The sequence below is a fragment of the Sphingobacterium sp. CZ-UAM genome, assembly GCF_002000245.1.
Classification (GTDB): domain Bacteria; phylum Bacteroidota; class Bacteroidia; order Sphingobacteriales; family Sphingobacteriaceae; genus Sphingobacterium.
Map to the genome: position 1 here is coordinate 1,024,786 of NZ_MTCM01000001.1, position 19,016 is coordinate 1,043,801.

Consider the following 19,016-nt stretch of genomic DNA (forward strand, 5'->3'; position numbering starts at 1 on the left):
TTATATCGTTAAACCAAGCGACCTTTTAGCAGTACTCTTCATTAATTCCATCCTGCATTTTGTTTCAGTACTCCATTTGACAGCGTGATCTGCTTATTGGGAATCTGCATAAAGCCACGGGTGGTTAAGAATTTGCTTTTTGTGATAACAACTTTGTCGGGAGCCGAACCACTAAGCACATCTTCGGAAGTTTCTATGATCGCGGCTGCATTATTGATACCCTGGCGCAGCACATCCCAATAACGGATGCCTTCAAAGGCAAATTCGAAATTCCGCTCTTTCAGGATATTACTTTTTGAGACGGGCAATGCGACGAAATTTGTTTTATAGGCCCGCTTGCGCACCTGGTCAAAATATTGCTGGGCATTGGGCGACCCCAGTTCGGCCGCCATTAGCAACACGTCTGCATAGCGGATCACAAAGTAATCCTGATCCTGGGACAATTGCATATCTTTATCTCCACCTGTGTTTGTGGTGCCATCCGGCAATGCTGTCGGTGCATATTTTTTGATCGCATAGCCCGTGTATTCACGCTGGTCTTTCAGATTAAAATCCGGTATTTTCTCTCCATCGATATCGATAATGGAAGCTGTTTTTCTGGTATCGTTGTTATCGAAGGCATTAAAGAAGTTTTTGCTTACGGTACAGGCACCCCATCCCTGGCCATAGGGTGACCAGCTTTTCCCTCTCAAGCCCAAGAAAACGACCCAGCGGTTGCCATCAATATGACCTTCGTAATCCGATGTATTGTTAAATTTCTGTGCAAATACCACTTCGGAGTTCCCTTTACCTGCGTACTTGGAAATATCCAATGTATTGTCGGCAGCATTGGGAAGATAACTTGATGCCGGCCAAAGGTTTTTAAAGTCAGCAACCAGTGCAAATTGGCCGCTTTTGATCACCTCTTCCAGTCCTGCCAGCGCCTCGGCTTTGGATACGCCAATATCTTCGGCGGCATAATAACCGGAATAAAAGAGGTAAACCCGTGCCAGTAGTGCTTTTGCTGCAAACGGCGTTGCCCGGCCATCGTTGCTTGCGGCAGCCGATTTTGGATAAGCATCGGCAGGGATACTACTTGCAGCAAATTTGAGATCCGAAACAATCAGCTTATACACTTCCTTTGGATCTGATTGTGGAATATTATCGCTCGTGGGGCTGGTCAGCAGTGGTATGTTCTCAAAGAGACGCACCAAATCGAAATAGAGGACTGCCCGCAGGAACCGGGTTTCACCTTCGATCCGTGCGCGTGCCGTAGTATTGCCCGAAAAATCTGTGCCATCTAACTTTCCCAGCAGCGTATTACATCTAAATATACCCGAATAGTAGTCTGACCATGTCCCATCAAAAATATTGTTGTCCGATTGGGACTGTCCGATATCAAAGCGGTCTATGGCCTGGAAACCACGGCCATCTGTTGTTCCGGTACCACCGAAACAGTTATCCGAGGCGACTTCTGAGGTAATATAAAAAGCTTGGCTCCCGTTGGAGGTTGTCCGTTGGTAGCCGTCATAACAACCGACCAGCGCCATCTCAGCATCCGCAACCGTTTTATAAAAGTTGCTCTCCAAGACACTTGTCATCGGTTCAACATCAAGGAAACTGGATGAACAGGACCCCAGTAACAGCGATCCCAATAGCATTGAATAAGAGATATAACCCATTTTTTTCATGATTTCTCGATTTTAGAATTTAACATTTAAACCAAATAATACCGTCCGGGGTCTAGGGTAATAGCCCAGATCGATACCCGATACCCAACCATCTGTACCATATCCGATCTCCGGATCCATTCCATCATATTTTGTAAAGGTGAATAGGTTCTGCCCCTGTACATAGAAACGGATCTGATTGGCGTATTTCCACCGGATCAGTTTGGAAAGATCATAACCCAGGGTGACATTGCTAATCCGTAGGAAGTCGCCATCCTGGATGTATAAATCCGAAAACTGCCAGTTGACGTTTGTTTCGGTCACACGCGGTATGGTATTGGAAGTACCTTCACCCGTCCAACGGTCCAGGATGCGGGTGGTATAGTTCGCCTGCTTATTGGTATGATTACGGTAAGACTGTACAATCTTATTACCCAACGATCCGTAAGCATTAACGGAGAAATCAAATCCTTTGTAATCCAGTCCGATATTAAATCCATAGGTAAAATTAGGCATGCCCACACCAAGATTTGTTTTGTCGGCGGCGTTGATAATGCCATCAGCATTCTGGTCTACATATTTTACATCACCGGGCTTGACATCTGCCTGCAGAATGCCCTTCCCAGCATTTTTCCAGGCGTCGATTTCAGCCTGGTTCTGGAACAATCCCGCGGTGTTGTAGCCCCAGAAATAACCGATGGGCTGTCCATTGGCGGCACGGTAAAATTCCTCTGAATTATCATATAACATGGCTGTCTGGCCGTGGATAATACCGTCTTCGGTTGGGATCTTACCCACTTTATTTTTGTTGTAAGCCCCATTTACGCCCAGACGGTACTTAAGCTCATTCACTTTATCTGCCCAGTTCAGCCCGAGCTCGACTCCCGTATTTTTCACATCACCGCCATTGATAAAAGGTGGCAGCGTACCTGTAGTCGCCAGCACCGGAGCTGTTACCAGCCAGTCTTTCGTCTTTTTGACATAAAAGTCAGCGACGACATCTAGCCGGCTCTGCGCGAATTTAGCATCAAATCCAATATTTGTTTGCTCGGAGGTCTCCCAGGTCAGATTGGGATTGGACAGGCGGCTCGGATAAGCGCCGGCAATATTGTTGTTGCTGGTACCGAATACATAATGGGCTCCCGGATTGGATGAAGTGATACCGGTTGAGGTACTGATCGGTGCGGCATACTGGAAATCAGCAATATCCTGATTGCCCACCTGTCCCCAGGATGCCCGCAATTTAAAGAAGTTGATGCCCGGCAGGTTCTCCTGGAAAAAATCTTCCGAAGAGATTACCCAACCTGCTGAAACCGAAGGGAAATAGCCCCAACGGTTGCTACGTGAAAATTTGGAGGAGGCATCGGCCCGAAGGGTGGCATTAAACAGGTATTTCTCTTTGTAATTGTATCCTAACCGGCCGAAGTAGGAAACCCGTCGGGTGACATTCTCGGGTTTTCCTGACACGGTACGCGTCTCGACCACATTGCCTTTTTCATCCAGATGTGCCTGACCTGTTGTGTTGTCCAGATAGGCATGCGCAAAATCATTGAACTGCGAAAGCAGGTTCCAGTTTGAGCCCGAAAGGTAAGTACCCTGATACCGCAATGATTCCATCCCGATCATGGCCGAAAAGCGGTGATCCGTCTGGATATCAAAATCATAGGAAGCGGTATTGGTCCAGGTCAATGTATGTCCCTTGCTCATATTCTGGGACGTAGTGGTATGGTCCTGGTTGTACGTATAAATGGAAAAACGGTATAAGGGTGTAAAACTCCGGTATTCCGAAGCATAATAGTTGAATCCCAATAAAGAGCGTACTTTTAGCCCTTTGAGCGGTTCGATCTCGGCAAAAATATCGGCCAGTAATTTCTGGCCATCGTTGCTATTATTCGAATTGGTCATCATCACGCCATAAGGATTGCTGTCCCCATTGTACCAGGGCGAGTTGGACGTATCGTTGAAGGGGCTGCCATATAGTCCGTTGTCCGAATAAACGGGTGACAGCGGCGATGTAGTAAAAGCTCCGCGTAAGGTATTGTTGTATTGGTTGCCAACACCGATTCCCCGATTTTTAATGTAGTTGAAATTGAGGTGCTGCCCGATTTTCACAAAATTATCGAACAGTTTATGTTCTGAATTTGTCCGGAAGCCATAGCGTTCGTAATTGGATACATCCTTACCACCAACGATCCCCTCCTGACTGATATAGTTCATCGACAAGGCATAGGTGGATTTTTCCGAACCACCGGTGAGGGCCACATTGTAATTGTCCATTTTCGCATTGTCCTTGAACATGTAATCCAACCAGCTGGTATTGGCCAGTCCGGCCATTCCATCAAAATCAATGGCAGCAGCACCTGAATTGAGGGACTGCTCATTCATGATTGTTTTATACTGATGGGCATTTAGTAGTTGTGCTTTGCGTGATACATTTTGAATACCGGTATATCCGTCAAAAGACAGCTGGCTTTTACCGGCAGCACCCATCTTGGTGGTCACCAGGACTACACCGTTGGCTGCCTGCGAACCGTATATCGCTGCCGAAGCGGCGTCTTTTAAAACATCGATCGACTGGATATCTGCCGCGTTCAATACCGAAATATCACCGCCTGGCACCCCATCAATGACATAAAGTGGGCCCGAATTGCCAATTGTCCCTAAGCCGCGGACGACGACCTTCATATCCGCTCCGGGCTGACCGGAGGTGGAAGTAATGGAGACGCCCGGAGCCTGCCCCTGAAGGGACTGCAAGGGATTCAGCTGATTCCGTTTCTGCAGTTCCTCGCCTTCTACCTTCAGATTCGCCCCGGTATTTAGCTTTTTCTTCTGCACACCATAGCCGATGACTACCACCTCTTCCAGATCCGAAGTACTGGGCTGCAGGCGAATGATACCATTCGCTCCGGCGACTGTAATTTCTTGCGTTTTGTAACCTACGTAAGAGATCGTCAGCACGCTTCCTTTTGCGGCCTGCAATGAAAACTTACCCGATTCGTCCGTACTTGTTGAAATCTTCTGATTCTTTACTTTAATGCTTGCGCCCCCGATCGGCAAGCCAGAATCAGCGGAAACAACGGACCCCGTAAAGGACTGTGCCCAGACCAGCGAGGTCATGCCGGTCATGACTACCACAGCCACACCCCTGCTCAACAATTGTTTGCTTATCATATGATTTGATTTATAAATTGGTTTTACTTTTATTTTAATTTAACCTGTAAGGCTTTACCCTGATAAGATACTGTCCTTGATTTTTTAGTATTACTGTCGATCCCAACTGCATTACTGTCGCTGACGAAGATGATATTGAATTTTCTGCTATGTAGCATACCCTCAAACTCCCCTTTGCGGTCGGCCAGGGACAAGGTTTGCGTCCTGTTATCATAGCGGATATCAATGCAGCTGTATTTTCCTTTTTCGTAGTTATAATTATCGCCTTCATCTTCATACAACGAGAACTGGCCATCAGCACCGGCATAGATATAGAGGTCCAGGACAGTCTGCTTTTTCTCCGTGCTGTATTGCAGCTCCTGACCGATCGGAACGATCGCACCGGCTTTTGCATACACTGGGATACGCTCGTATGGCGCATCTACCAGGAGATCCTGGCCGCCCCTGACTTTCTTGCCGCTATATAGGTCATACCAGTCGGCGCCCTGTGGAAAATGTATTTTGCGGCTTCGTGCACCTTTTTCCGTGACGGGGCTCACCAATAAAGATGGTCCCCATAGGTACTGATCATTACGGTCAAATCCTGCTTTATCCAGCGGAAAGTCCATGGCCAGTCCACGGATCATCGTATAATCCTCGAAAAAGGTCTTTGCCGCCAGGCTGTAGTTATAGGCCAGCATTTTATAGCGCAGATTGATTGCATAAAGCATGCTCCTGTAGGCAGGGTGCTCCGCAGGAGCGATGTGATAAGGCTCGCGGAACGGGAACTGGCCATGCGCCCGGAACAGAGGCAAGAACGCAGCATATTGATACCAGCGACTATTGAGCTCACGCCATTCTTCAAGATCCACCGCATTGGGCTTATGAAACCTGTTTTCGACGAGGAATCCACCCGCATCCATTGTCCAATATGGTGTGCCGGACATGGAGAAATTTATTCCGCCCGCGATCTGGTCCTTCATATCGTGCCATCGGGATGCGATATCTCCGCTCCAGGCGGCAGCGGCATAGCGCTGCTGCCCGGCAAAAAATGAACGAGTCAGGATAAACACCCGCTTATTGGGTTCTGTGGCGCGCTGCCCCTCGTAAATACCCTTCGCATTTTGAAGCGGAAAGGCATTATAATAGCGTACAGAGGAACCGATGCTGGGCTGAAAAACAGCTTTGCGTTCATCCAGATCGATATTGGAATGGATATCCGGTTCACTTGCATCCATCCACCAGGCGTCGATGCCTATTTTAAATAAGTTGTTGTCCAATAACTTCCAGAAGGCATCCCGCGCTCCCTGGTTAAAAGGATCATAAAATGTAGAGGTATAACCCTTCCCGATCCAGTCCTTGCGGCCATCGTAAATATTCCGTGGGTAAATCCATTTATTGGTTTTAAACTCCTGGTATACACGCGATTCTTCATTTATTTTTGGCCAGGCGGAAATCATGATCTTCAGATTTTGTTCGTGTAGGTTCTTCACCATCGCTTTCGGATCCGGAAAGCGGTTTAAGTCAAATTGTTGACTTCCCCAGTCGTTTTCTGACCAATACGACCAGTCCTGGACAATATTGTCAATTGGAATTTTCCGTTTGCGGAATTCCGTGGCCACCTTTTCAATTTCTGCCTGCGTTTTGTAGCGCTCGCGGCTTTGCCAAAAACCGAAACTCCAGACCGGCATAATCGGTGCCTTACCTGACAAATGCCGGTAACCGCTGATGACATCGTCCATGGATCCACCATGCACAAAGTAATAGTCAATTGCATCTCCAGCTTCGGAATTAAATGAAAAGAGGTTCTGCCGTGTAGCGGGAATTGGGCTCTGCCAGTTTAGGGTAAAATAAGACTCGCTGCCATCTGGGATCCATTCCATCCGGATCCGGTGCGGCTGATCTTTCTCCAGGTCTTTTTCAAGCTCAAAAGTGCCAGCATTCCAGGACTGTCGCCAGCGGTCGGCGACGAGCTGACCATCTATCCATACCTTCATGTATCCCGAATATTTGAAGTGCAGGATATGCCTGCCGGCATAGGGCGAGGCAAGCGTACCTTCATAAACCACCTTTGTATCCGCAAGTTTGATCTCTTTGGGAAACTTGTGCTGGTCCGTTAAATAGCCATAATCGATGATCGATTCCGGACGCGAAAGGTATACCGAGTCGGTATTGCGGTTCATATAAGTAGCCGTGAGCCAGCCTTGCTCCCCCTCCACAGACGAGAGCTTAAATGCATTCAGCGGTAATAATGGGCGTACATCCCCGGCTTTGGTGATCGAGTAATTATGCCAGAGCAGACCATAGTTGTTGGTGGATAGCAAAAACGGAATGCCGATTTCGGTATTGTACTGCAGCAGCGTGACCTGTTTTCCCCGGTTATAATTCATGACCGCATTTTGATGCTGTCCTAGCCCATAGATCCCCTCCTCCGCCTGAACCATAAAATCCTGGTTGATCTGGTAAAAAGCATCGCCATTATAGCTACCCGGAGTAAAGGAACCGGAATTTCGTTTTGCTTCCTTTAAAATGGGGCGGCCATTTAAGTCATAGAATTCTACTTTACCGCTGCTCAACGAAACAATGGCCTGGAGATCCGCTGTCTGTATCGTGGCCGTTGAGTCTGTCGATCTGGCAGCAAATGATTTCAGCTGCCGGTGCAAGGAGTCTACGATCACCAGGTGCTGCTGTTTCGGAAATCCAGAGCCAGCAGGCACTGCCGTTACCCGTATGATTTTATCCGTAATAGCATCGAGATAGACGTCCTGATCAATCGAGGTCGCGGAATTTTTGAAGCTGACCTTCATACCGGTGGTGGTTTTTTCAAACTGAGCTTTCTGAGCTTGTGCAGATGCTTGATGCATCATCGTAAAGAACATCAGACCACTTAAAGCATACGTTATGTTGCGCATGTAAATAAAGATTTATTGGTTATTGTATTCCCTTGGTTATTGCTTGTGCTTTCGTAGTGAAAGAACAAGTCAAATATAAAGTGCAACCGGTTGTCTTAAGGTTATGATTTGTTCACTTTTAGGGGGTGATTTGTTAACATGCGAGCGGAAAAACGGAATATACTATATTTTAATTATCTGCTTTAAAGGAGGTTACATGGAAATGGAAATAAAGTTGTGAAAGCGAATTTAAAATTTATTTGCTGAATTATTTTGGATTGCCGAGTTGCACTTCATAAGCGATTGCAGCCATGGATAATTGATATGCTGTATGGGCTGCATGGATCGTTGATCCAGCTTATTCATACTTGTCTTCCGAATTTGGAGAACATAAAATAGTGGATCGACTCGACCATTATTGATAAATCAGCGAAAACATTATAGCAGCGAATGATCTGCATATATTTTTTATGATTGCTTTTAGACATCGAAATTGTACAGCAATTTCCTACTTTAACGTGATTGTCTTTTTATATTCATTCGGTGTTACGCCAAACTCTTCTTTGAAATATTTTCTAAAGTATTTGGTTTCATTAAATCCGACAAGAAAAGCGATTTCATTGACGTACATTTGGCTTTTTTCGAGCAGTTCTGCTGCTCTTTTTAGCCTGATAAAGCGGATAAATTCCGAGGGCGTTTTATCGGTCAAAGCAAGAATTTTCTTATAGAAATTAACCCGGCTCATCGCCATTTCACGGCATAAATCTTCCACTAAGAAATCGGTTCTTTCTATATTTGATTCAACGATGGAGACGGCTTTTTGTATAAATTTCTGATCCATCGAAATGATCTCCGGTTTGGTTGTTGAGATATCAATTCTTGATTTGAATTTATCCTGTAATTGTTTCTGCCTTTTCGCAATATTGCCCAGCGTAACGCGCAAAATATCGATATTAAAAGGTTTCGAGATATAAGCATCGGCACCAGCTTCCATACCCTGGAATTGATTTTCGTCCGAACACTTTGCTGTGAGCAAGACGACCGGTATATGGGACGTGCGTATATCCTGCTTGATTTTACGACAGAATTCGTAACCATCTACATTTGGCATCATAACATCGCAAAGAACAACATCTGGAATATATTCGGTCGCGAGCTCATAGCCATGTTGGCCATCTTTTGCGGATAGGATCCTGTAATCATTGCTAAAAAGATCCTTTAAAAACATCCGAAAATCCTCGTTATCATCAATAATGAGAAGCGTATATACACCGTTCTCCGCATCTAGGATAAAATCGCTTTCACTATCCCTATTTTTTTCCGGATTGTTGTCAACGTCAGCGCCTGAATAGATCACATCTTGTCTGTTCGTGCCATAAGTATCTTTTGACATGGGAATTTGCACCGTAAAAACTGTCCCTTTTCCAAGTTCACTATCGACCTCCACCGTTCCTCCATGGAGCTTGACAAATTCATTTACAATATGAAGCCCAACGCCTGTCCCTGAGATACCATGGGTCTCATTGGAATCAATTCGGTAAAAACGATCAAAAATACGGTCAAGATGCTCTTTTTCTATTCCTATACCTGTATCTGCAACCTTAATACACAGACGTTTATCGATCTCATGGTCTATCACCGTTTCGCTTATAGCTACGCTTACGTCTACGTGGCCTGAAGTTCGGGTATATTTAAAGGCGTTTGAAATCAAATTAGAAATGACCATATACATCTTATCTTTATCAAAGCTCAGGTCTATGTATTGATGGTTTGTCGTAAAAGTTAGCCTGATGGATTTTTCAGCTGCGATGGACAAAAAGGATGTACTGATCTCTTTGACAAATTCAATGATATTACCTGATGATATATTGAGCTTCGTTTTGTCCTGATCTAATTTTCGAAAATCCAATATATCGTTGACCATCGTAAGCAGTTTCTGCGCATTTTTATACATGACTCCCAGTGCTGCTTTTTGTTCCTGATGGCTATCTTTTTTTAACAACATTTCCAGCGGACTGATAATCAGCGATAAAGGGGTCTTAAATTCATGACTGATATTGGTGAAAAACTTTAATTTCAGTTGGTCTATTTCATGCAGCTTATCAGCTTCCAACATACGGGCATTTTGATCAAGTTGATCCTGCTTTCTCTTCAACCGGTATTTTATAAACCATCTGATTAACAAGACAAACGCTGCAATATAAGTCGCTAAAGCCCACCATGAAAACCAAAATGGTGGATTGACTACAATCTGCATTTCGATCGGTTGAGGCGACCATATATTATCCTGATTGCCCGCATAAACTTTTAAGATATATCGACCTGGATTAAGATTGGAATAGGAAGCTACTCCAGTGCTACGTGAAGTTTCAATCCATTCTTTATCAACGCCTTCCAGCTTGTATCGATATTTATTTTTATTGGGCTGGATAAAGTTGAATGCGGAAAATCGAATGGAAAAGTTTGTTTCATTATATTTCAGGATGAGTTTATCGAGGCCGACAATAGAAATCGGCAAAACAGTGTGATCGCCCCTTTTCTCCTCTGGATTGACCACTTCATTAGACAATAACAGTTCTGTAAATCGAGCTTGTGGTATGCTTTTGTTGGCCGGGATTTTTCTCGGATAAAAAGCGATGTAGCCTTCGGTGGTACCCATATATATTTTACCGGTCTTATCGGTATATACGGCATTGGGATTAAAAACCATTCCCGTCAGCCCGTCGCTGAGATCATAGGTAGAAACAATACTGCTGTGCTTAGTTCCGCTAGCTGACAAGTACTGTATCCGGTTGAGCCCATTGCTTGTCCCCGCCCATACATTCCCATCTTGATCCTCAACTAAAGATCGCACATCATCACTGGATAGGCCATCTGCAAGTGTCAAAAAAGAGAAGCTCCGGTTTGTATTGTCGAAGATTTTTATACCCCTTTTTGTGGCCAACCAGATGCGGCCTTTTGAATCCTTCATAAGCTGATAAACGGGAACCGAAGCAGCCTTATCCTGAAAATTGGCCTCGGGAAAATAAGGCATAATAGTCTGATCACCCATCAGCTTATACACACCGATATCTGACGAAAAATTAATCGTTCCATCCCGATCTTTTAATGTGGAAAGAATGAAATTAGAACGTAGTTTGCTATTGTCTCTATTAAAATTTTTAAATATCGTTCTACTGGGGTCCAATCTGTCAATTCCGCCCCCCAACGTTGCAATCCACAAATTTTGGTCGGAATCTTCGGTTATCCCATATATGCTCTGATTGGACAGTCCCTTGTTGTTTTTCTCCTGCACTTCATATCGTTTAAACCGGCCACCATCATATACATTCAAGCCGCCCATAAAAGTACCTATCCACATTTTATTTGTATAGTCTTCATGGAGCGCGGTAACAATATCAGACGACAAACTTGTCATATCATCACGTTTGCTTCTGAAAAAATGGCGCTCCCCGGTAGTTTCGTTCAACTTAATGAGACCTTTTCCATTTGTCCCCAACCAAAGGTTCCCCGCTTTGTCCTTGACAATACTGCTGCAGTCAAAAAGTTCACTTTTTCCTTCGGATAATCCGGTACTAGGAAACTTGAATATTTCCGGATGATAGTATGAAACACCATTCTTATATGTCCCTGCCCAAACAATTCCTTGAGGATCACAATATAAACTGACAATAGAGTTTTGTCCAACGGAGGTTTTATTATACTCGTTGTGTCGAAGAACCTGAATGGAATTCTTCTTTTTATCAAGAAGGTTGAGACCACCGTGGTCCGTTGCAATCCAAATTAATCCTTGCCGGTCTGCTACGATTCCACGTACAAAGGAATTGGAGAGCGCAGGCTTCGTGTCAATATCGTACTGTTTCCATTGATCATTAGTTTTATTGTAACAGACTACACCCCTATTATTTATACCTGGATAAATCCAGACCATATGGTCGGAATCTATAAAGATACTCTTCGGAATTATAGAATTTATAGCCCTACTGTTTAAATAATTTTTTCGGATATCAATTTGCTTTGTTCGGGTATTCAGACGTTCCAAAAAGCCATCTTTGTGGAGTATCCACACAAATTCATCTTTTATGGCGATCTCTACGATCTCGGCGGGACGAATGCTCATCGGATCATTTGATGGCCTGAAGCTTACCACTCTTTTATGCTTGGGATCATATTTGTAAATGCCTTTTTGTGAATAGGCTACAATAAAGTTTTTAAACTGGTCTACTTGGATAGAAATTGGATTTGGAGGAAGTCCCATTTTTTTTAGAATGGAATCTGTATTATTGATAAAAACCTCCTTTCGCCAATCAAACATGACATATTTATTGCCCAACATCCATAAATTCCCCTGCCCATCTTCAACAACTTTCTTCAAACCATCATAAAGTGTTCCTGAAGTACCGTCGATACTACGGTTGAAAATTTTGATACGCTCGCCGTCAAACCTATTTAGTCCCGTGTTTGTTGCAAACCAGACAAATCCCCTACCATCTTTATATATGGCAACAACTTCATTTCCGGCTAAGCCATTCCCATTGTTAATATGGGCAAACTTAAACTCCTGTCCATAGCCGAAAATAATTCCAAAAAATAAGAATAGTAATAAAAGACGCTTCATTGGTTATTGTTTCAAGAACTTCCGTTAAAATACTGATTTTATCAAATCTTTATAGCATAAGTGATCATTTTATCCCCTAAGCTGAAACATTTAGGTCCCTACTTAGCGTATGTCTGCCTATATGAAGTGCATCGCGATTAGGGCTTGCAATTCCCATGGATTGATCATTCATCCACTATATAAACATTTTACCCTCTCTTCTTCAACATCCGAACCCTATCAAGACAATGTGTTGTTCCTAATTTTAATCATCCCTTTCTGGGGAAAATAACCAAACGAATTATAAACTTAAATTAACCATGAAATCAAAAAACGGATCACAAAAGTTTTTTTGGCCCAAACTGCGGCATCGGGTGTATCTCCTGCTGGCGGCCTTGTTTCTCTTTTTTATCAATGTCTTACAGGCGCAGGATTCGAAAATCAATGTCTCTGGACTTATTACGGACAAGGCTACGGGGCTGCCTCTGACCAATGTTTCTGTTAAACTCAAAGGTACAAACGCAGTGACATCTTCCAATGAAAATGGACGATATGCTATTTTAGCATCAAAAGGAGGTATACTGATCTTTAACCATTTGGGATTCCATACGCAGGAAGTAAGAATAGCTGGAAATGAGCAAAATATTCAGCTTACAGAAAATATCCACGCCATGGACGAGGTCGTTGTTGTAGGCTACGGAAAAATGAAACGTGGCGACTTAACAGGGGCCGTCGTTTCGGTAACGGCCGACGACATCAGTAAATCTGTAAGTACCTCCCTGGATCAAGCGTTACAGGGACGCGCTGCCGGGGTCTCGGTAACACAGAATTCAGGTGCACCGGGCGGCGGAATCTCGGTCAGCATCCGGGGTACAAATTCTTTCAGCGGCAATGAACCGCTCTATGTGATCGATGGAATCCCAATTGATGGTAATACCCGGGACAATTCAAGTGCACTCTCGTCAATAAATCCATCAGATATCGTATCCATGGAAATATTAAAGGATGCTTCTGCTGCTGCCATATATGGGACAAGGGCGGCAAACGGAGTCGTCCTGATCTCTACAAAACGCGGGCAGGCGGGAAAAACCAAATTAGGTTATGAAGGGTATGTAGGATTCCAACAGCTGCCAACGATATTGGATGTCCTTAACCTTCGCGAATATGCCGTGTATCAGAATCTTCGCAGCAAAGTCATCGGCTTCGGCGATCGGGAGGAATTTAAAGATCCATCGCTATTGGGTGAAGGCACAAACTGGCAGAAGGAAATTTTTAGAACTTCATTGATGCATAACCATCAGCTGAACATCAGCGGTGGAACCGAACAAAATAGATTTGCGATCACGGGTGGATACCTTGATCAACAAGGTATTGCCCAAGGCTCGGGTTTTGAACGCTATTCCTTACGGATGAACTTTGATTCAAAAATCAACAAGTGGCTGACCGTCGGCATCAATGCCTATACCGCGAAAACAAAAAATAGGAACACCATAGATAATGGAGGGATCATTTCACTCGCCATTAGGCAGCTGCCAGAAGTGCCTGCCAAAAATCCTGACGGTTCCTGGGGAACACAACAGGAAAATATGTATGGGACCTATTTCGCCAATCCATTGGAGGAAGCGCTTACCCGTGAAAACTATGCAAAAGGAGCACAAATTAGTGTCAATGCTTATGCGGATATTTCGCCCATCAAAGATCTTGTACTACGGGTCGAAGGTAATGGGAACTATAATTATTCCAACGCTTATCAATTCACGCCCGCATATGATTACGGGAATTTCAAACAGCAATCCGCCGGAGCAAGGTTTGCCAGTAATGGTTCGTTTACCAACCTGAAAACTTATCTGACCTATACTAAATCTTTCGCCGAAAAGCATAACCTCTCGATCATGGCTGGGCATGAGGCTCAGGAAAACAAATGGGAGTCTCTCTCTGGAAGCCGCAGCAATTATTTTTTAAATACGGTGCACGAGCTGGATGCTGGCGATTCTAAAACCGCCAAAAATGGGAGTTCAAGAAGTTCAGGTGGCATTGAATCTTATTTCGGTCGCTTCAATTATGGATTTGATGATAAGTATTTATTGACTGCTACATTCCGCAGGGACGGATCGGACAAATTCGGTACCAACAATCGCTGGGGCACCTTCCCTTCTCTTGCTGCTGCCTGGAAGATTAAAAATGAGCCTTTCTTAAAAAATAATCCGGCGATAGACAACCTTAAGCTACGCTTGGGCTGGGGACTTGTTGGAAACCAAGCCGCAAGCTCCTATGCCTATGGCGTGACCATGGCTTCGGCTGCATCCATATGGGGCACAGGCTTCTATCCTGCTAATTTTGCCAATCCGGACCTAAAATGGGAAAAAACCAATGCCTACAATATCGGCTTGGATCTGAGCTTATTTAAAAATAGAATCGAACTTACAACTGAAGTCTATTTAAAGAAAATAGACAATCTTTTGATGCAGGCCGTATTGCCTGACTATATCAGTGGACTAATTGCTGCACCTTGGGTTAATGCGGGTTCGATGACGAATAAAGGCGTTGAATTGACATTAAATACCATAAATATCAATAAGAATGGCCTTTTCTGGAAATCCGGTTTGACCTTCTCGATGAATAGAAACCGTGTCACGCACTTGTATACGGATGCAACGGCCATTCAGGGGAAAATAGGTGCAGAAACATTCACGCTAACCAAAGTAGGTAATCCTGTCGGCCAATTCTATGGATACAATGTGATCGGCATGTTTCAGAATGAAAGTGACTTTTACCTAAAAGACGATCAACATCATGCGGTGCTGGATCAGGAGGGCAATAAAGTTCCTATTGCTCTACCCAAAGATAAAAGCATAGGGGTCAACGGGATTTGGGTGGGAGATTTTATTTTCGAGGACAAAAACAAAGATGGAAAAATAGATGAGCAAGACCGTGATTTTATCGGCAATCCGGATCCGAAGTTCATCCTTGGACTAAACAATTATTTTTCTTACAAAGGATTTGACCTAAATATCTTTCTAAACGCCGTATATGGCAACAAGATCTATAATCAACTGCGTAAAGATTTTACAAACCCGATGAATAATTCGGGTATGCTCAAAAAAACGACAGAGATTGCCCTCATTGAAACGATTGATCCAAGCGGTTCCGACCAGGATATCTCCAATGTAAGAGTGTCCAATCCGAATGCGAGTATTCAACGTATTACTGTCAGTGACGCAAATGACAATAGCCGTATGAGTAATCGGTTTATTGAAGATGGTTCCTATCTGCGCCTGAAAAATATTTCTCTCGGCTATACTTTCTCCCAAAACCTGCTGAAGCGATATCAAATTGAAAACCTCAGGTTATATGTCAATATCCAGAATCTTTTTACATGGACCAAGTATACGGGCTATGATCCGGAAATAGGTTCTTACAACCAAAATGTCTTACTAAGAGGAATAGATTATGCCCGGTATCCCGCACAGCGTATTTATACCCTGGGTTTAAACTTCTTGTTTTAATATTAACGACTGAATTATGAAAAAGCTATTCTTAATAAGCTCATTGATAGCTATTGTTGCGCTACATTCCTGTAAAAAAAGTTTCCTTGACAGAGAACCGGAAGGAGCCTATGTGGATGCAACCTTTTATACCTCCCCTGAAGCATTGAAAGCAGCCACAGCACCACTGTACAACCGGGCGTGGTTTGACTATAATAAACGACCGGCCGTCGCTATTGGCAGTTTAAGAGCCAATGATGGCTATAATCCCTATATGAACCCTTCCTATACCCTATTCACCGTGACCTCGCTGGATGATGGACTTTCAGACTCATGGAAATCATTCTATGGCGTAATAACGATGTCAAATGCGATCATCGATGCCGTGAAGCATAAAGCCGTTAATGTAACTGAAGCGCAAAAAAACGTGGCTATTGGGGAAGCACGCCTAATGCGGGGTATTGCTTACTTTTATCTTCTCCGGACCTGGGGCCCCGTCATACTGATCGAGAATAACGATGCTGTGATCAAAGAGCCTATGCAACCCAGGCATCGGGAGGAAGATATTTTTCGATTTATCATAGACGATCTCAGCTTTGCAGTCCAGCACCTTCCTGTTCAGGCTGATAAAGGCCGTGCAACGAGCTGGGGTGCCAAAGGTATGCTTGCCAAGGTATATCTCTCCCGTGCTGGCTGGAAGACCGGCGGAACTCGAAACGAAGCTGACCTAGCCAAAGCAAGAGAATACGCAAAGGATGTCTGTGTAAATAGTGGTCTGGAACTCTATGCCAAATACGAAGATCTGTTCAAATACAAACATAACAACAATCCCGAATCACTGATTGCCATGCAATGGGTACCACTTGGCGACTGGGGCGTCTGTAATACACTTTTAGCTGACCTGGCATTCTCATCAGACGTGACCGGTGGTGTCAACGTTTGGGGCGGCGGACTAAACGGGACGATCGACATGCTCAAACAATACGAACGCGCTGATACACTACGGAGAAATGCCACCTATTTTACCCAGCACTCCTTCTATCCCTATATTGCCATTGATAAAGGTGGATATTCGTACAGCAATGCAGGTGCATCCATCAAAAAAGGTGTAATCGGTGGTCCTAACGATGATAATGACGGCTATGTGCAGTCGATGAGTTCACCGCTAAACACCTATATTCTACGCTTGGCCGATGTATACCTGACCTATGCTGAGGCGAGTCTGGGTAATAATAGCACACTCAATGGCGGTGAAGCATTAAATTACTTTAACAAGGTAAGAGATCGGGCCAAGATCGGACGAAAGACCTCTATTACGCTTGACGATATCATCAAAGAACGACGCGTGGAGTTTGCCATGGAGTATACCAACTGGTACGATATGGTCAGCTGGTATTGCTACAAGCCTGAGAAAATGCTTAAATACTTTAATGATCAACAACGTGGTTGGTCCACGGCGGGTATCACGAAGGATGAAGACGGTAATCTTATTTTTGAAGATCCTACGGCACCTGCAGTGCCTGTCGTTGTGACCGCAAACAACATCTTCTTCCCCTATCCAGAGAATGATCTCATCCAAAATCCGAGGTTAAAAGAAGAGCCCCAGGCTTATCCATTTAATAATCAGTAAAGAATTATGAAAGCTTTAAATAAAACTATACGCTTTAGCTATCATTTGCTTATCGCTGTCCTTCTCCTGCCGGTAATATCCTGTAGTCGCAACAATGACATGACTGTGGCCCCCGAGATTACCCATGTACGGTTGACAGATCCGGAAAAAGCAGATAGTACTTTCACAGGTGCATTTCCGGGCACAATGGTTGCTGTTATCGGAAAAAATCTCGACGGCATCCAAAAAATTTACATCAATGACCAGCAGATCGCATTTAATGCAAATTATTGTACGTCGACAAGCGCTATTATTTCTATTCCGGCAGATCTTCTATTGACTGGCACCCATCCGGATCTTCCAAATGAAATCCGGATCGAAACAAACCATGGCGAAGCAAGGTTCAGTTTTCATATCTATTCTCCCGCTCCACAAATCGCCCGTATTGAATTAAAATACCCGGCAAAGGCGGGTGAAAAACTCCGCATCTACGGTTCAAATTTTTACGAAGTAAAAAAAGTCGTGTTCGAAGGCAAGGCCGGCGGCAATGTATTAGCTACGGAATATGAAATCGGTAAGGACTATGATAAAATCGAATTAACGATACCCGCCGGTATCCAAGATGGCCGCCTCGCGGTCTACTGCATGACGGATTCAGTTAGCATCGCTTTCACAACGAATGTTTCGCCGCCAACGATTAAATCATGGAGCAGCGATATGCCTATTATTGGCGATCAGGCATTTATTACCGGCAACAACTTCATTGATGTAAGCAAACTAACGATCAATGGCGAATTTGATATTGCAGGCGAAGATTTAATTGTTGCCAAAACCCAGGATACAATTTATTATCGCCTACCAAAGGCTCCGACAAAATCCGGTACGGTCACAGTCCATGCGGCAGGAGGACAGTCCAATTCGACCCTGCTATTTTATCCCGTTCAAAACCTCGTCCTGGATTGGGATAAGGTAGGTAGCTATGATTGGGGGGACAACAATATGGCTGTGACGGCAGACGGCTCCAAACCACCTTTCTTCAGCACAGGAACAGCTTACCGCATTTTTGGATCGCCGGGAGCATGGCAATATTGGTGGGGAAACTTAGCCAATAAAGCTGTCTATCCTGCCGTAAATACAATACCCGCCAATACGCCTATCGGCAACCTAGTACTGCGCTTTGAATGCTTCGTAAATGAACCGCTTGCGACAGCAACATTTGATATGCAATTGAAGGGAAATTGGGATAAAATGCTGTCAGACTATGTGCCTCGTGATAGAAACACCAATAAAACAAGCCTTGGTAAATGGATGACATGCGACATAGCCCTTAATAGGTTTACTTCTGTTGCGGACTATGGAAGCTTTGCTGCCATCGCTAGCTCCGAACTGGGCATTTTCACGAAAAATAAAGCGGACAATGCCAATGTCAAGGTCGATATCTACTTCGACAATTTTAGAATCATTGACAGCAGCAAAAACTAGGTTTATTTACAGAATAGCGAATTGCGATACAATAAGGCCGGATAATGGAATAGCCATTCCATGCCGGCCATTTATTAAAAGTAAATATAAACAGACATGAAATTTAAAAAGCACATTCCCTTCATGATTACAAGGAATGATATGCAACATCAA

At 44.1% G+C, this 19,016-nt stretch carries 7 protein-coding genes; 3 read left to right on the plus strand and 4 right to left on the minus strand.

Annotated features, from left to right (window positions below):
- Positions 1-41 precede the first annotated feature (41 nt).
- The 4 genes from BWD42_RS04545 to BWD42_RS04560 all read right to left on the minus strand — a co-directional run bounded on the left by BWD42_RS04545 (position 42) and on the right by BWD42_RS04560 (position 12,308).
- On the minus strand, positions 42-1,670 hold the full coding sequence (locus BWD42_RS04545; protein WP_077433565.1) for a RagB/SusD family nutrient uptake outer membrane protein: 1,629 nt from the start codon (positions 1,668-1,670) through the stop codon (positions 42-44).
- Between the two features lie 12 nt (positions 1,671-1,682).
- Positions 1,683-4,820 carry a SusC/RagA family TonB-linked outer membrane protein gene (locus tag BWD42_RS04550; protein WP_077433567.1) on the minus strand — a complete coding sequence of 1,046 codons (3,138 nt, stop codon included), beginning with the start codon at positions 4,818-4,820 and terminating at the stop codon, positions 1,683-1,685.
- 29 nt (positions 4,821-4,849) lie between these two features.
- Positions 4,850-7,711 carry a TIM-barrel domain-containing protein gene (locus BWD42_RS04555; RefSeq protein ID WP_254846170.1) on the minus strand — a complete coding sequence of 954 codons (2,862 nt, stop codon included), beginning with the start codon at positions 7,709-7,711 and terminating at the stop codon, positions 4,850-4,852.
- Positions 7,712-8,198: 487 nt separating this feature from the next.
- The gene (locus BWD42_RS04560) at positions 8,199-12,308 is read right to left on the minus strand and encodes a hybrid sensor histidine kinase/response regulator transcription factor (RefSeq protein ID WP_077433571.1); all 4,110 of its coding nucleotides are present in this window, start codon (positions 12,306-12,308) and stop codon (positions 8,199-8,201) included.
- 299 nt (positions 12,309-12,607) lie between these two features.
- On the opposite strand from BWD42_RS04560, the gene BWD42_RS04565 reads away from it, so the two are divergent.
- From BWD42_RS04565 to BWD42_RS04575, 3 genes are read left to right on the plus strand one after another with little or no spacing between them, the layout of a single operon-like run.
- Positions 12,608-15,793, plus strand: a complete 3,186-nt coding sequence (locus BWD42_RS04565; RefSeq protein ID WP_077433573.1) for a SusC/RagA family TonB-linked outer membrane protein — start codon at positions 12,608-12,610, stop codon at positions 15,791-15,793.
- Positions 15,794-15,809: 16 nt separating this feature from the next.
- Positions 15,810-17,402, plus strand: a complete 1,593-nt coding sequence (locus BWD42_RS04570; RefSeq protein ID WP_077433575.1) for a RagB/SusD family nutrient uptake outer membrane protein — start codon at positions 15,810-15,812, stop codon at positions 17,400-17,402.
- Positions 17,403-17,408: 6 nt separating this feature from the next.
- The gene (locus BWD42_RS04575) at positions 17,409-18,863 is read left to right on the plus strand and encodes a glycan-binding surface protein (RefSeq protein WP_077433577.1); all 1,455 of its coding nucleotides are present in this window, start codon (positions 17,409-17,411) and stop codon (positions 18,861-18,863) included.
- The last annotated feature ends 153 nt before the right edge of the window (positions 18,864-19,016 follow it).

What these genes read in the sequence shown, in the direction of transcription:
- BWD42_RS04545 (WP_077433565.1), bottom strand. Translation starts at nt 1,670, where the DNA reads ATGAAAAAAATGGGTTATATCTCTTATTCAATGCTATTGGGATCGCTG.
- BWD42_RS04560 (WP_077433571.1), bottom strand. Translation starts at nt 12,308, where the DNA reads ATGAAGCGTCTTTTATTACTATTCTTATTTTTTGGAATTATTTTCGGC.
- BWD42_RS04575 (WP_077433577.1), top strand. Translation starts at nt 17,409, where the DNA reads ATGAAAGCTTTAAATAAAACTATACGCTTTAGCTATCATTTGCTTATC.
- BWD42_RS04565 (WP_077433573.1), top strand. Translation starts at nt 12,608, where the DNA reads ATGAAATCAAAAAACGGATCACAAAAGTTTTTTTGGCCCAAACTGCGG.
- BWD42_RS04570 (WP_077433575.1), top strand. Translation starts at nt 15,810, where the DNA reads ATGAAAAAGCTATTCTTAATAAGCTCATTGATAGCTATTGTTGCGCTA.
- BWD42_RS04550 (WP_077433567.1), bottom strand. Translation starts at nt 4,820, where the DNA reads ATGATAAGCAAACAATTGTTGAGCAGGGGTGTGGCTGTGGTAGTCATG.
- BWD42_RS04555 (WP_254846170.1), bottom strand. Translation starts at nt 7,711, where the DNA reads ATGCGCAACATAACGTATGCTTTAAGTGGTCTGATGTTCTTTACGATG.